A 15342-nucleotide genomic window follows, 5' to 3' on the forward strand; every position below is an offset into this window, starting at 1 on the left:
TAAACTTTTCATTACCATGCTTTAACTGTGGGAAACCTGCAAGCCACTAGCTGAGTTCTTCTAACGGAAGAGTAATTTTTACCTTAAGGCCACCCCCTTCCCTGTTGGAAAGAGCTACTGTGCCACCGTCCCTCTCTACTTCGCGCGCAACAATGGCCAACCCCAAACCAACGCCCCCCGTTGCCCGTGAACGTGACCCTTCAATACGGTAAAAAGGGGTCATCACCCGCTTGACCTCTTGATGGCTAATGCCAGGGCCCTTATCTTTTACCACAATGATGGCTGCACGATGCCCAGGAATAAGAACAATTTCGGGTTGTGTGGCATATTTTAAGGCATTGTCAATCAGATTTAAAATAACACGCTTTAAAGCCAGTGGCCTTACGGTGAAATGATAATGCTCTGGTCCACTGTAGAGAATATGGTCTCTACCAGCTGAAACTTCCGCAATAATGGCTTTCAATAAGTCGGCCAAATCGATTTTACTCTTGGCCTCACGGCTGTTTTTATCGGCCAGAAAAGACAATACCTCATTGAGCATGGCCTCCATTTCTATGGCATCTGCCTCAATTTCTTTCTGTAACTCCATATCTTCAATAAAACCTGCCCGTAAACGTAACCTAGAAAGAGGAGTACGCAAATCATGAGAAACAGCAGCAAGGGCCAAGGTCCGATCGGAAATTAATTGGTTGATCCGCTCCTGCATGCTATTGATCGCCCGGGCAAGATATCGAACCTCTCTGGGACCATCTTCTGAAACCTGTATCTCTGGCCCTCTTCCAATTGTATCTGCAACATGGGCTAGGCTTCGTAAAGGTAAACTGACAACGCGAATAAGAGCAACTGCCACCAAGAGCACAATTCCACTAACCATTAAAGCAGAAAATAACCCACGCGTTATATAAGGCCGGTCTTTCAGACCACTAATAATAAAGGCCATAACGCTTCGGTCGGCCAGCTGCATGGCACCCACGACATCGGACACCGACTCAGCACGGGTTACCAAGGTAAAATGGGTATCTAGAGGAAACCCCTGCGTTTGAATAATTCTATCACGAATATCTAGCAAATCTTCAGCCTGGGGCTGTATATGGGTATCCGCTGGTAACCAGCTAATAGTTATATCCCCTGCTGAGAGGGTACGGGCCATTTCAGCACGTTTTTCTATCGCAACAAAAGAGAGAACCCGTGCATTCACGGCAAGCCGCTCGCCAATCCGGGCAAATTGTTCCTTATCACGGGTATAGTTTTCTGCTTCAACATAAAATACGGCACTCATGGCAAAAACACAGCCAATAGCAACCAAAACCACAATACTCACACGGCCTGAAAGCCCAGTTGGCCAAAACATCTGTGATTACCCCAAAAAACAACCCCGTAACATAGCCCAAAATATGGCCCGTAAAAAACCTTACAAACGATCAACCGGGTAGGTAAAAATATAACCGACACCACGCACAGTGCGTATCATCGTCTCAGCGTCTTCTCCTAATTTACGGCGTAAACGGCTGACCAATACATCAATACTCCTGTCTGATGCATCTCCGAGACGGCTTCGCGAAAGTTCCAGCAAACGGTCTCGGCCAATCACCCTTTGCGGATTTTCAAGAAAACTAACCAAAAGGTCATATTCTGCACCAGAAATTTCCACCTCTCCCCCATTGGGGGCTGTTAATACCCGGCTACGCAAATCCAAAACCCAACCTTGCGCAAAAGAGAGTCGCTCACGACGTTTATGTTGAAGAGAAGAAACCTGACCAGCCGCATTTCCTCCACGCCTTAATACAGCCCTAACTCTTGCCAGAAGTTCCTTCTGGCTAAAGGGCTTAGCCACATAATCATCTGCGCCGAGTTCCAGGCCCAACACCCGATCAAACTCCTCCCCACGGGCTGAAACCATAATAATAGAAAGTTGACTTAAGGGCAGTTCATTTTCATGATGGATAACCTGTGTAGGGCCTAAGGGGCCGCCCTGGCGTATGGCACGACACAAGTCCAACCCATTCACAACAGGCAGCATAATGTCAAGAATAACCAGGTCGTAGGGACTTGCCTCCAGAGCTTGCCACATCTCTTTTCCATCTTCTACGCCCCTAACCCTAAACCCATTGGCTTGCAAAACACGCAAAAGGAGCGTACGCATTCCAGGATCATCTTCAACAACCAAAATACGTGCTGGCAGAAATTCTGCATTTTCAACCCCGGAAATACCCAACCTTTTTCTCTATCCTCCTTGTCCCCATCTCTTTAAAAAAACGTAAGACCTCCACCTTATGATTTATCGATATGGACATTGCCCAAGCTATTCAAAACCGCCATAGGGAGCTTTTCACTCAAGATGCATTAAACCAACAAGCGTTTCCCACCGCTAATTTTCCCACCACTAATATTGATGGAGTTTTATTAAAAACCCATATTTTATTAAAAACCCATCGCAAGATGTTTCTTGCCATGGCCTGCCTCTATTTTTTTTGGATAATCACCAACCGCCATAGCCTAGCCATTTGGGCAAGCACCGTATTGCCGGAAATTTTCTGTAATTCTCTCGCAGCCTGATCTCTCTTCCCCGCAATAAAATAGGCCAACCCTAAACGTAACAAGGCCAGATTAGGGTCCTTTACCCCTTGCTTTTGCCCCTGCCCCATCAAGGCTAACCCCTTGTCTGACTGGCCTGCAAAAACAAGATTAAGGCCTGCTTGTACAAGGACATCTCCATTATATTTTTCTGTATTGGAGAGGTCTACGTTCCTCCATTGATCTTTCATTTTCTGGGCTTTTTGCGTAACAAATGTGGACAAACGCTTTTGTCGTGTAGACTCTGGACCTTGCCCCAATATCCCCTTCTGATAGCCGTTAGCTATAAGGGTTTCGGCAAAGCTCGGAAGATCCGTCTGAACGGCAACTTCAGCAGCCTCCATATAATCAGCAGCTGTTTTTAATAACCCTGTCTGATAAAGCAGAAAATATTTATCAAACTCTAACCCTGCAGGAATTTTATTCCTATCAAGCTGCAAGTAAATGAGCTGCTGCCAATATTCTGCCTTAGGATAATAAGTCACAAGCTGAGTGTAGGCTCCTATCAGACCATTTCTATTTTTAAGAGCTTGAAAACAGGTTGCCAACACCTGAAACTGAGATTCAGCCGGAATCTGGCCAGCCTTTTTTTCCTGGTCAATCTGAAGCTGCTGTTCGCGCAACGTATTTCTATAATCTTTCTGCAAAAGATAAGATTGTACTAAAAGGGTCTGCATATAAGGGTGATGACCACCCGCTGCAAAATATTTTTTTATACTTTGAACGGCCTGAGCATAATCTTTAGCCCGATAAGCCATCGTGGATTCAGCAAGTAAAATATCAATTTTCTTTTGGGGGGAAGTAAGCTTGAAATTTAATAGCTGATTATTGGCGACAAGAGTATCACGCAAATTACCAGAGGCCGTTGCCACTGCAGACTGCATTTGTAATATGGTGTAGATATCGTAATCTGTCCTCCCACTTGTGGCCATGGCAGATCTGACCAGCATCTGTGCCCGCTCGTACTGATGGGCATTAAGGGCTTGTTGGGCCTGCTGGAGTTTTTTGCCGACTGAGTCTGTCAACACTTCTGCTATTGCTGGCTGATGATAAGCCACCATGGTGGACTCAAACATCATAACTGAAAGCGCCAGGCATCCGATACGAGATAACCGTACAACCATTTATCATTCTCCAGCTGTTAATTAATGACTCTCAAGTTCCCTACAAATTCCCTAGTATCTTCCCATCATATCATGCCAATACTGGCCATGCAGTTTTGCCCCACTCTATCAAAGCCTTTTTATTAAGCTGGTTAGTGGTCTCTACGCCGCCCCTTACGCCTTTAAAATTTCAATAGCACTATACAACATCTCTTCCTTTTTAAAAGGCTGCCCCACAACTTGAAAGCCCCGATTTTTGTAAAAAGGCAAGGCATCCATTCTCGCATAAGCCATCACCTTATAAATCGGTTTATCAAAAGCACGCTTTAATGCCACAGCCAAAAGATGTGAGCCATAACCCTGGCCTTGAAAGGTTGTATCAACACAAAATTTTCTTAAACGCTCTGTGCTAGGATCCTGAGGGAACAAACCTAAACACCCCACCAAAATGCCTTTATGGTAATACCCATAATGATCGGCTTTTTCATCCCCTTCAACCCGAGAAAAATCCATTGGCTTATGAGGCCATAACACTTTATGCCGCAGAGGCAGGCACGTTTCAGCTGTCACAGCCCTAATCTGATCTTCCCCCTCTTCCCACACGATTGTCATACTATCCATTTGATCAATGCCATCCTACAAAAGTAAGCCCCCATTATCCCCAAAAGCCCTTTCTGGAAGGGGAACCACACCCCTTATAGCCCTAAATCGCCTGAGCGCTCGCCTCAGAACGGGTGGTGCCAACACGCTGGGAAAGAGCAGCTGCCATAAAGTCATCCAGGTCACCATCCAGAACGGCCTCAGGATTGGTTTTTTCAAGATTTGTCCGCAAGTCTTTTACCAGCTGATAAGGGGCAAGAACGTACGAGCGAATCTGGTGCCCCCACCCAATATCTGTTTTAGAGGCTTCGGTTTGGGCGGCGGCGGCTTCTCGTTTTTGTAATTCTGCTTCGTAAAGTCGGGCCTTTAACATCCCCATCGCTGTAGCACGGTTACGATGTTGCGAACGATCAGTTTGGCAGGCCACCACAATTCCTGAGGGGATATGTGTAATGCGGATGGCTGATTCCGTTTTATTGATATGCTGCCCCCCTGCCCCAGAAGCACGAAAAGTATCGACTTTAAGGTCAGCGTCTGAAATTTCAATCTCAATAGAGTCATCGACTTCGGGATAAACCCAGACGGAAGCGAAAGAAGTATGCCTGCGTGCCGCTGAATCAAACGGCGATATCCGCACCAAACGATGAACCCCAGCCTCTGTTTTTAACCAGCCGTACGCATTGGGCCCAGAAACCTGAATGGTGGCAGATTTCAAACCCGCTTGCTCACCATCTGTGCTTTCCATAAAGGTAATTTTATAGCCATGTTTTTCTGCCCAGCGGGTATACATCCGCAAAAGCATTTCTGTCCAATCCTGGGATTCTGTACCTCCAGCACCAGAATTAACCTCCAAATAACAGTTATTCTGATCAGCCTCACCAGAGAGTAAGCTTTCTATCTCCCGTCTCTTGGCCTCTTCTGCCAGGTGAGTTAAGCTTGTCATCACTTCTGCAATAATGGCATTGTCACCCTCTTCTTCAGCCAACGCCAATAATTCAAGATTAGCTTTTGCCTCACCCTCCATAGTTTTAACCCCCTCAACCTGGGAGACGAGAAAATTACGTTCACGCATAATTTTCTGCGCCTGTTCAGGGTTATCCCACAAGGTTGGATCTTCCACCTTATTGTTTAACTCCGCAAGGCGATCCTGGGCTATATCCCAGTCAAAGATGCCTCCTCAGCAGTGCAATGGACTGCTTGATCTGGTCATATAAGGCTTCACTTTCAGCCGACATATTCTTCCTCGCTATTAGTCTCTTACTTTACAATTTACCAAACACGCTTAAAGAGTGCGATAGAGTATAATGAATAATCCATGACCTTGGGCACTATAAAAATACTTTAGAGAATCTCTCAACAAAACCCAATAGCCTTCTCCTTGCAATCATGCCGCTAGTAAAGACCACCCATGCCAATATCTCCCCCAGCAGATGGGGCATCAACAGTCTTCTTCCTGCCAGTTTCATAAGAAGATGCTCCTCCACTGCTTACAGCCCCCCCACCCGATTCCATATCGCTTTCGGAGAGGGGAAGGTTCTCGGCACCCGTATCGGAAGCACTTAACTTCTGAGAGTCTGACCCTTTTCCCCATAAATTAGCACTGGCCCCTGGCTTTTGCCCTGGCTTAAAGGCATCTGTTGCTATTCCACGACCAGTATTATACTGAGCTAATGTTATACCAGAAGGGATAACAAAACGCGTGGCCGGCAAGGTCTGAAAGACTTCTTTCATAAACTTGTTCCAAATCGGTCCCGCAACGACTCCCCCTGTTTCGTTCTTTCCAAGGCTTTGGGGCTTGTCAAATCCCATCCAGACAATAGTCACCACATCTGGCGAAAAACCAGCAAACCAGGCATCGTTAAAATTCTGGCTGGTTCCCGTTTTCCCCGCTATAGGTTGGGTAATACCCTCTCCTGCTCGGCGGCCCGTTCCACGCTTAATCACATCTTCCATCATGGTAATAATCTGGAAGGCACTCTGAGGCGTAGCAGCCTCTTCACGCTTATCCACTCGCTGTGGGTAAATGCTTGGATTATCCAGATCTTTCCCTTCAAAGAAGGAAGAATGCCAGATGACCTGCCCGTCCCTGTCTTGAACGTAATCCACCAAGCTGGGGACCACAACCTTTCCTTGGGCAGCAATAGAAGCATAGGCCCCTGCTTCACGCAATACAGTCGTTTCTACAGCCCCCAAAGCAGCGGGTAACACTTTGGGCATAGAATCAACCTCGTGCAGGGCAATCGCCATTTTGGCGACATTGCTCATCCCCACATGAGCCGCCAGACGAATGGTTACAAGGTTACGGGAGCCTCGTAATGCGTCATGCAGGGTTGTTGAGCCCCAAAAATCCTTTTCATAATTGCTGGGGTGCCAATCCCCAGAGGAAAAAGGAGCATCCTCGAATTTTTGCGAAGGAGAAATATTTTGTTCCATGGCCGTAAGATAAACAATAGGTTTAAACGAGGATCCAGGCTGACGTAGGGCCTGGGTAGCACGGTTAAACTGCGAGGCATCAAACGACCAACCCCCTACAAGAGCCAAAACACGCCCGGTATGGACATCCACCGAAACGAGAGCCCCCTCAACTGTTGGGATTTGCTGGATAGTAACACGCTCATCAGACTGACGCCCATCAGAAGACTGGGGCTCCACCATAACCAGATCCCCCACATGAAAGGCATGGCCATTCCTCATCCAGCCTAAGTCTTTAGCCGTTAACATCCCGGTATGGGAAATAGGCTCCATACGGCGGTTGGTACGACCATCCAACCAACCAACCTTACCCTTATTCGTTAATATTACCCCCAACCGCCATTGGTACAATAAACCAGAAGGCGCTTTGGCAAGACGTAACTCCTTTTGCCAGCTGCCTTCTTCTACATCCTGAATATGACCCACCGGCCCATGCCAACGATTATGACGACGGTCATAATTTATTAAGCCCTCATGCAGTAATGCTGTTGCACTGGCCTGTAATTTGGGATCCATGCTGGTATGAGCAATCAAGCCCCCTTCCATGGCCTTGTCTTTCCCAAACCGCTCTATTAACTCCCGTCGAACGGCTTCGGCGAACCACTCAGAACCCCCAACGGGACCAGGGCGTATAAAAACTTTTGGCACGAGCGGCTCTGCCTTAGCCTCGTCAGCTTCCTTGCGCGAAAGAGCCCCCGTTTCAACCATTCTCTCAAGCACCCAGTTCCTTCGTCCCCTTGCAACATCGGGATAGCGATAAGGGTTATAATTAGCAGGAGATTTAGGCAAAGCGGCTAAAAATGCCACCTCGGCATTATCCAATTGGTTCAGGGGTTTGTTAAAATAAGCTTCTGAGGCCGCTGCAATACCGTAAGCCCCATTCCCAAGATAAATTTCATTCAGATAAATTTCCAGGATACGCTCTTTAGGTAAAGATTGCTCAACCCGCATAGCCAGCAATGCTTCCCTGATTTTACGAGTAACGGAAAGGGTCTGCACTGAACCCAATAACATGATACGCGAAACCTGCTGGGTAATGGTAGAGGCTCCGATAGGCCTTTTGCCATGGCTCATGGTTAAATCGGTTAGGCCAGCACGAATAATGGCTAAGGGGTCTACACCATTATGGCTATAGAATTTCTGATCTTCAGCAGAAATAAAAGCCTGCTTTACCCGATCGGGTATAGCATAATAGGGTACAAAAATACGCCGTTCGGCGGCCAGTTCGGCCATGAGCTGATCATCACTGGCATAGATACGGCTCATAACCTGTGGCTGATAATTCTTCAACCCATCAACCGTTGGCAAGTCTCCCACCAGCTTTTCGTAACCCACAATAAAAACACTGCCACCGCCGATCACGCCAAGCAGCACAACACCCAGTACCCCACCCACCAGCCGGCGCCACATACGAAAACGCGGCCGCCTTAAAAGTGGCGGGCTCCGCCTTTTTTCTAGACCAGGATCGGGTAATGGTTTTTTTTCTGCATTATCAAACTGCAGAGACATATGGGGGCACCTGCTTTAATATTAAGAGCAATATAGAAATTGCATCTGTTCATTTATTCCTTGGCTATGCCCATTTAACAGAAAAACAGACTTTAAAAAATAAAAAATATCTTGAACCCGCTATTTAATAGGAATGTTTTATTGGTTTAACAATTTTTGTGGTTTTTGTTTTGTGCCACTCATTTCTGCCATATTCATCAATCTGGACAAATTCTTCATCTGTTAACTCTATTTCAGCAGCTCTGGTATTACTCTCTAAATGCTGTGGATTAGACGTACCAGGAATAGGAATAATGGCTGGAGAGCGCCTTAATAACCATGCTAAAGATAACTGTCCCGGTGTAACTTTTTTACGCCTAGCCATTTCTACCAGCACAGACTCCCTGCCATTCTCTCCTTCCAGAGACCCTGCTGCCAACGGCGCCCAGGGAATAAAACCAATACCGTTATCCTCGCAATATTGTAATACATCTTCTGAGTGACGGTTGACGAGATTATAACGATTTTGCACGGTCGCCACCGTAAAATACTGGGAAGCCCGCTTGATCATCTCCACTGAGACTTCGGATAACCCCCCATAAAGAATAAGCCCTTCAGCTTGTAAATCCCCCATCAGCTGGAACTGCGCCTCAGGCGGAACATCTATTCCCACCCGATGAAGTTGCCATAAGTCAATACGCTCCACCTTAAGCCTGCGCAGGCTCATCAGCACGCATTGACGAAGATAGTCTGTATTACCAATAGGCCGCCAAATATTGGGGCCATGCCGGGTATGCCCCCCTTTGGTGGCAATAATCAGCCCTTTAGGATAGGGATATAATGTTTCTCGAATGAGCTCTTCGCTCACAAAAGGACCATAGCTATCGGCGGTATCAATAAAATTAATCCCCAGCTCTTGGGTCTTCCTTAAGGTTGCCTTTGCCTGCTCTATGTCGGGGGGATAGCCCCATATCCCCTTGCCTGTTATCCGCATAGCCCCAAAGCCTAGCCGGACAATATCCAGCTCCTCTCTCACACGGCTATCGGTGCGTAGGCGATAAGTGCCGGCTTTTGTTGCATCAGGAAGAGCTTCTTTTTTGATATCACCCAATTTCTTATTCCAATCCATATTCTGTCATACGTTAATTCTGGTATACACTAATCATTGATTAAAATTTATAGTGATTAAAATTTATTCCCAATATTTTCTTCTTTATTAAAGAGATATTGGGATTTGTCTGAAATACCGCAACAAGCAACACGACCTTTATTCCAGAAACCGCCCTAGCAGACGGGCCGTATAGTCTACAACAGGGATAATACGACCATAATTGATGCGCGTAGGGCCAATCACGCCGATTGCCCCTACGATACGGTTTTGCTTATTGCGTGCAGGAGCAACAATGGTTGCCACACCTGAAACCCCAAACAAGCTACTTTCTGCCCCGATAAATATTCTAACCCCATCGGATTCCTCGACCAGATCCAAAAGTTGAAGCATAATTTCCTGTGTTTCTAAACGCTCAAACAAGAGCTGAATGGTCGAAAGCTTTTCCAGTTCGGTAATATCTGTCAGCAAGCTTCCTTGCCCTTTAATAAATAATGTGCCCCCTTTATCCCCATCGGCCCAGGTGGCCAGACCACTTTCCACAACATTCACCGCCAATTGATCAAGTTCTGTCTTGTTGGCTGCCATTTCTTCTCCCACAAGCAAGCGTAACTCCGCCAAAGTCAGCCCTGAAAAGCGGGAGTTAAGGTAGTTACTGGCCTGTGCTAAGGCTGAAGGCGGAGAGCCTGCCGGAATTTCGATGACACGGTTCTCTACCTGCCCATCTGTATTGACCAAAACCACCAATGCCCTTTGTGCACTTAAGGGAATAAACTCAATATGTTTAATTGTTCCCTCTCCTTTAGGAGCAACAACCAACCCTGCTGCTGAAGACAGGCCAGCAAGCATGCCTGAAGCCTCAGAAAGCAAATCTTGTAAGGAACGCCCTTTACTGTTAAGGGCCTGGGCGATCAGCTTTTGCTCTTGCTCGCTCACCCCCCCTAATTGGAGCAACCCATCGACAAACAAACGCAGGCCTTTATCTGTGGGCAAACGCCCAGCCGAAACATGCGGGGCAAAAAGCAAGCCACTTTCTGTCAGCTCGGCCATAACATTACGAATAGTGGCAGGAGAAAGAGAAACGGAAAGCCGCTCGGAAAGGGTTCGAGAGCCAATCGGTCCCCCCGTTTCGAGATATTCTTCTACAATTTCGCGTAAAATAGCAGCAGACCTGGTATCCAGCCCCAAAGAGGATAAATACTGGCTTTTATTTTGTATCCACCCACCTCTCTCTTTTCTGTCCGACATATGCTCTCCACCTTGCCCAATCACGTCGTGTTTTGCCCTTTATAAAATGGGCATCTCTTTACAGGTTATTTTTCCGGAATAAAAAAGGGCGTTACTTTAATCCCTTTGCATAACAATCTCTCTGCATAACCCTTTTTCTGTATATCACTTCAATGTAAGTTCATCCCACTCAATGTAAGCTTACCCAACCAGTTTTAAATATTCCCTATCTCTATAAAATTGACAATCAATAAACCCTTTTTTCAGCCAAAGCGGCCCACTCCCTTATAATTTCCCTTTGCTTTCACTTTTTTGTTGGCTTATGTGTATTACGGTTTTCTACACTAACATATAAAGGGTTTATAATGCGTTTTTCTGGCCGCGCGCGCAATGCACTCCGTCCTGTTTCCATTGAACCGGGCTTTGCCCACCATGCAGAAGGCTCTGTTTTAATCCGCATGGGAAACACTGAAGTCATTTGTGCTGCTACAGTAGAAAACAAGGTGCCCCCTTTTTTGCGTAATCAGGGCCTAGGGTGGGTTACCGCTGAATATGGCATGCTCCCCCGATCTACCCATACGCGCACCAACCGCGAAGCGGCCAAGGGCAAGCAATCTGGCCGAACCCAGGAAATACAACGCCTTATCGGCCGCTCCCTCAGGGCTGTTGTTAATCGTAAGCTGATGGGAGAGATGACCATAACGCTGGATTGTGATGTTATTAATGCTGATGGAGGTACCCGTTGCGCCTCTATCACCGGGGCGTGGGTGGCTTTACATTTGGCTTTTGATTCCCTTCTCCAGAAAAAAGCCCTACAACACCATCCCATAACAGGGCAAATTGCTGCTGTTTCTTGTGGGCTAGACACTCACGGACCACTGCTCGACTTAGACTATCAAGAAGATAGCTCAGCTGCCACAGACGCCAATTTTATTCTTACAGCGGATAACAGAATTGTCGAAATCCAGATGACTGCCGAAGAAAAACCCTTTAGCAGCACAGAAATGCACTCTCTCCTTGCACTGGCCCAAGAAGGCACACAAAGTCTTTTCACCTACCAGAACAAAGCTTTGCACGCAGAAAAATCCCGTAAGACAGCCTAACACCCCACTCACTGTACCCGTTTCTGCTTTTTAACTCCTAGAATGGCTTTATCCTATGCTTAGCTCGTACCAGCGCCTAACACGGGGAGAAACCCTTGTTCTTGCCAGTCACAACAAGGGAAAACTACAAGAATTTAATAGCCTTCTCTCCCCTTATGAAATCACCGTTGTTTCCGCAGGCTCCCTTAATCTAGCAGAGCCTGATGAAACAGAAACAACATTTGCCGGCAACGCTTTGCTTAAAGCCCACCATGCAGCCCAAGCCACAAATCTGCCGGCCTTGGCCGATGATTCTGGCTTTTGTGTTGCAGAACTTGATGGACAACCGGGCATTTATTCAGCCCGATGGGCTGGCCCCAACAAAGATTTTTCCTTTGCCATGCATCGTATCCACACGCTTTTAAAAGGAAAGGAAAAGAGCCGGGCCTGGTTTTCTTGCGTATTATGCCTCTATTGGCCCCAAGGCCCCGCCTATAGTTTTGAGGGCCAGGTTAATGGCACTTTTGTGTGGCCACCCCGTGGGGATAAGGGCCATGGATACGATCCCGTCTTTCAGCCAGAGGGATATGACAAAACATTCGCAGAAATGCCTGAAGCGGAAAAAAATGCCCTTAGCCACCGCTTTCTTGCTTTTGCCCAACTCCGTAAACATAGTCTCCCACTCCTCTAACAAGCTTTCATGCCTCTTGTCATAATAGGCATTAACATCGCGCGAGAAGGGCCTAATACTCAGCCTTAATGACCTCTAAGGAGCGTTCTTTAAGGTTGTTCTCTCCAAGAAACCTTCCCACTTGATAGGGCAACGAACAGACACGCACTCTTTAAGAGAAAGCCGCTATATTTTGCTGCCTCCCTTTCATAAGAAGAGAGAATAGCCACCTTCTGCTAGCCCCTCTCGTAAAACTCTCTTTTATTAAGAGAAACATACAGCTCTATGGCTGCCCTAATACCCCCCTCCCTTAAGATAGGGTGTTATTCATCAATATTGGGGCGATTAGGCATAAAAGCAGGAAGAAATATTAAAGAGGCAACCAACGTACAAGCAAGGGATAATAACAACATACGCCCCATACTTGCCGTGCCAGGATGATGGGACGCTGCCAACGACCCAAATGCCGACCCTGTTGTTAAAGCCGAAAACAAAACGGCCCGTGCGGTTGGAGAAGAAAGGGGGTTCTTAATGGCTCGTCCCCAGTTCATGGCAAAATAAATATTAAAGGAAACCCCAACCCCTAATAGCAGAGGAAGGGCAATAATATTGGCAAAATTTAAAATCTCCGGAAGAACCACTATCATAATTACCGTCATCAATCCTGAAAGAATTAAAGGAGCCAGAACCAAGGTAATAATCTTAATATCCCTTAACCCTACAATCAGAATAAAGGTAATAACGACAAGAGCAGAGGCAGCAGCCACCTTAAAGGAGGAGATAATGGTTTCAGCACTTTCAAAGACATCTATGGCAGAACCAGAAACTTGCGGTGTGACAGTATAGACCTCTTTAACAAATTTTCTAAGCTCACTGTTATCTTGCATATTGCCCTTGGGATGAATTTCAAACCTGAGACGCCCATCGGGAGCGACATAATCCCTTCGAATAATTTCAGGAATATCTTTAACGGTTACTTCCTTATTGACTGAAAGCATCAACCGTAGACGATCCAATTGCAGGGGCAAGAAGCGGGTTAAACCATTATTCACAGCCAGAACATCCTCATCTGGCTCCTTTGTAAGCTTAACAAGAGCCTTATAGATGCTCCTAAGTGGGTCATCACCGTTAAGCTTATCCATTATACCGGCCAAATCAGCTGCTGTTTTGGCAGCGGCCTGCCGAATGTCCTCTGCCGTAGATATTGGCTTTGGAGTGCCAACAACCAAGGTGGGAAACAAGATATCTCTTGCCGAGGCCAGAATAGGCAATTTTTCATTCTGCTTTTCGGGGACAAAAGAGTAAAGCCAAATCACATCCCCAACGGTTGGTAAAGCAGAAAGGCTTTTTTGAAGTGCATACCCTTCTTCTACAGAGTTCACCATCATTTCAGCATTATAGGGCGAGGTATGAGGATCTTGAACCAATAAGGAAAGGGCCTGCATCCCTTCTGAATTGGGGTTCTTAGTATGAAGTGGGTCTGAATCAAACAACATATGCGGGGTCAGCACAATGCCTAAACAAGCTACCCCTGCAAAGACGGCCAAAATATACTTTCGATGGGTTCTAATGGCCTTATCAACCGGCATCATAAACAAAAAGCCTGTTTCTGGCGTTTCTACCGGCGGTTTAAATACACTTAATGCTGCGGGCAATAGGGTTAATGTGCAGAAAAAAGCAATCAACATCCCTACCCCAGCAATAACCCCCAGCTGGGCTACGCCAACAAAAGAGGTGGGGATAAATGCCATAAAGCCAGCAGATGTTGCCAAAGAGGCAATAAAAATCTGAGGCCCTGTTTCCTTAGCTGTTTTGCCCAAGGCGACATGCAAGCCCTGACGGCCTGAATAGCTGACTTTTTGTGCACGGAAACGAACAGAAAACTGAATGGCAAAATCAACGGCAATCCCAATATATAAAATCGCAAAAGCCACAGAGATAAGGTTCAGTGTTCCTTCCCAAATGGCAGCAAACCCCGTGGTAAAGAGCAGCCCCATGACAAGCGAGAACAAAATGGGCAGAATAACCCGCCAGGTTTTTACGGCAAGAAATAACCATAGGGAAACGAGACCAAAAGACACCAAAAGACCAGAAACCATGCCTTGGGCTACGGTTGAAAATTCTTCATCATTAATTTGGACTTGACCGGTTATGTGGATTTTGGCCTGTCCTGATTTGACAAAGGGAAGCTCTGCAATAATCTTTTTCATCTGGCTGGTGGCTTTTTCTCCCGGGACCAGAGAAGAAAAATCCAGCACTGGCTGGATAACAATAAACTGATAGCGCCCCTTCAGCTCAATAAGCTCCCCCGCCAACAAGTTCTCCCATGAGAGGTACTCATGTTTCCCATCGGCATCATCGTTAATCACTTTTGCAAAACGCTTTAACGGCTCCTTGAACGAGGAAAGATCGGCCTGGTTTTCCTTTACGCCTTGGGCAATGAGGGAAATCGCCTGAAATAACCCCCTTGCTGAAGGGTCAGCTGCCATACTGCCCAAAAATGGCTGGGCCTGAATGGTGGTATCCATCAATGCGTCCAAAGCCTTTGGCTCTAAAAAGAGCAAGCCATTCTTTTCCAGATAGGGGTCATCTCCTGGTAAAAGAACAGATTTGAAATTTTGATGATCCTGGGTGAGTTTCTCCGCCAGCTCCTGGGCGGTAAGATCCGTTATTTCAGGAATATCTCCCTGCACAATAGCAACAAGAAGATTCTCTTTTTGAGGAAAATTTTTAGCCAGTTGGTTTGAGCGCTCCCTCCAGGGGAGGGAGGAAGAAAACATTATACTGGTATCAGTTGTAACCCCAAGCCAAAATTTTGTAGCCCAGATAGCACCCCCTGCAAGAAAAAGTGTTAACACCAGTACTAGCCAGGCGTAGCGAGAACATAGCAAAACAATTTTTTCCATACAGTGTGCGAGCATCTGTACCCCAACCTCTTCTTAGCAGAAGAACCTACACCCTTCTGTTTATTATTTTAATAATTTCGTATTCTACTTCTGTCTGTTTATTCTGTTTATG

Annotated in this window: 11 protein-coding genes; 2 read left to right on the plus strand and 9 right to left on the minus strand. The window is 46.5% G+C overall.

The window, feature by feature from the left end; translation table 11 throughout:
• Positions 1 to 46: 46 nt before the first annotated feature.
• From JGUZn3_RS01350 to hrcA, 8 genes are all read right to left on the minus strand, one after another.
• Positions 47 to 1351, minus strand: coding sequence for an ATP-binding protein (locus JGUZn3_RS01350; RefSeq protein ID WP_203413997.1), 1305 nt, complete (start codon positions 1349 to 1351; stop codon positions 47 to 49).
• Between the two features lie 60 nt (positions 1352 to 1411).
• The gene (locus JGUZn3_RS01355) at positions 1412 to 2209 is read right to left on the minus strand and encodes a response regulator transcription factor (RefSeq protein ID WP_275402861.1); all 798 of its coding nucleotides are present in this window, start codon (positions 2207 to 2209) and stop codon (positions 1412 to 1414) included.
• Positions 2210 to 2462: 253 nt separating this feature from the next.
• Positions 2463 to 3698 (minus strand): tetratricopeptide repeat protein, encoded by a 1236-nt coding sequence (locus JGUZn3_RS01360; RefSeq protein WP_203413998.1) that lies wholly within the window; start codon positions 3696 to 3698, stop codon positions 2463 to 2465.
• A 153-nt stretch (positions 3699 to 3851) separates the two neighbouring features.
• Positions 3852 to 4298, minus strand: coding sequence for a GNAT family N-acetyltransferase (locus tag JGUZn3_RS01365; protein WP_203413999.1), 447 nt, complete (start codon positions 4296 to 4298; stop codon positions 3852 to 3854).
• An 82-nt stretch (positions 4299 to 4380) separates the two neighbouring features.
• Positions 4381 to 5512 (minus strand): peptide chain release factor 2 gene (gene prfB, locus JGUZn3_RS01370; RefSeq protein ID WP_203414000.1). Its coding sequence is split into 2 segments (ribosomal slippage): positions 4381 to 5442 and positions 5444 to 5512, totalling 1131 coding nucleotides; the frame shifts between segments, so codons are not numbered across the junction.
• A 157-nt stretch (positions 5513 to 5669) separates the two neighbouring features.
• Positions 5670 to 8258, minus strand: a complete 2589-nt coding sequence (locus JGUZn3_RS01375) for a penicillin-binding protein 1A (protein ID WP_203414001.1) — start codon at positions 8256 to 8258, stop codon at positions 5670 to 5672.
• Positions 8259 to 8382: 124 nt separating this feature from the next.
• Positions 8383 to 9348, minus strand: coding sequence for an aldo/keto reductase (locus tag JGUZn3_RS01380; protein WP_238996854.1), 966 nt, complete (start codon positions 9346 to 9348; stop codon positions 8383 to 8385).
• Positions 9349 to 9504: 156 nt separating this feature from the next.
• Positions 9505 to 10593: a heat-inducible transcriptional repressor HrcA gene (gene hrcA, locus JGUZn3_RS01385; protein WP_203414003.1), complete on the minus strand. Its 1089-nt coding sequence runs from the start codon at positions 10591 to 10593 to the stop codon at positions 9505 to 9507.
• 344 nt (positions 10594 to 10937) lie between these two features.
• Here hrcA and rph point away from each other — a divergent pair, with 344 nt between their 5' ends.
• Both rph and rdgB read left to right on the plus strand, forming a co-directional pair.
• Positions 10938 to 11675 carry a ribonuclease PH gene (gene rph, locus JGUZn3_RS01390; protein ID WP_203414004.1) on the plus strand — a complete coding sequence of 246 codons (738 nt, stop codon included), beginning with the start codon at positions 10938 to 10940 and terminating at the stop codon, positions 11673 to 11675.
• 55 nt (positions 11676 to 11730) lie between these two features.
• Positions 11731 to 12345 carry an RdgB/HAM1 family non-canonical purine NTP pyrophosphatase gene (rdgB, locus tag JGUZn3_RS01395; protein WP_203414005.1) on the plus strand — a complete coding sequence of 205 codons (615 nt, stop codon included), beginning with the start codon at positions 11731 to 11733 and terminating at the stop codon, positions 12343 to 12345.
• A gap of 302 nt (positions 12346 to 12647) precedes the next feature.
• Here rdgB and JGUZn3_RS01400 read toward each other — a convergent pair whose 3' ends face one another.
• Positions 12648 to 15245: an MMPL family transporter gene (locus tag JGUZn3_RS01400; protein WP_203414006.1), complete on the minus strand. Its 2598-nt coding sequence runs from the start codon at positions 15243 to 15245 to the stop codon at positions 12648 to 12650.
• Positions 15246 to 15342 lie beyond the last annotated feature (97 nt).

The organism is Entomobacter blattae (genome assembly GCF_014672835.1).
Lineage (GTDB): Bacteria > Pseudomonadota > Alphaproteobacteria > Acetobacterales > Acetobacteraceae > Entomobacter > Entomobacter blattae.